Below are 396 nucleotides of genomic sequence, written 5' to 3'. Positions count from 1 at the left end.
GAGGACCGGGGCCGCACGCTCAGCCGGGGGGGCGGCGCCCGGCGATCGCCCGGGCGGCGAGTTCCGCGCGCCAGCGGGCCGCGTTGCCGCCGTCCAACTGGCCGGCGAAGGCGCGCCGCGCGGCCTGCACCAGCTCGGCCGAAGCGTTCGGGTGCGCCTCCCAGACCGCCCAGAGCGCGTTCTCGGTGTCCTCGTCCAGGCCCGTGCAGGTCAGCGGCCCGGTCCCGGACAGGGTCTCGGCCAGCACCGCCTCGAAGACCTGCCGCAGTCGCTCGTCGTCGTCGCGCCCCCGGGCGGGGCGCGCCCCCCCCCACCCCGCGGGCCCCCCCCCCCCCGGCCCCCAACCCCCCCCCCGCGCCGCCCGCGCCCCCCCCCAGGGGGCGCGGGCCGGCCCCC

General features: G+C 83.1%; 1 protein-coding gene. It reads right to left on the bottom strand.

Annotation, left to right across the window (positions count from 1 at the left end; genetic code table 11):
* Positions 1–19: 19 nt before the first annotated feature.
* Positions 20–247 (bottom strand): hypothetical protein, encoded by a 228-nt coding sequence (locus ACFV61_RS35375; protein WP_380496233.1) that lies wholly within the window; start codon positions 245–247, stop codon positions 20–22.
* Positions 248–396: the final 149 nt, after the last annotated feature.

Source organism: Kitasatospora sp. NPDC059817, assembly GCF_042731835.1.
Lineage (GTDB): Bacteria > Actinomycetota > Actinomycetes > Streptomycetales > Streptomycetaceae > Kitasatospora.
Note: the sequence above shows the minus strand (reverse complement) of the source record. Positions and strands in the feature narration are given on the sequence as shown.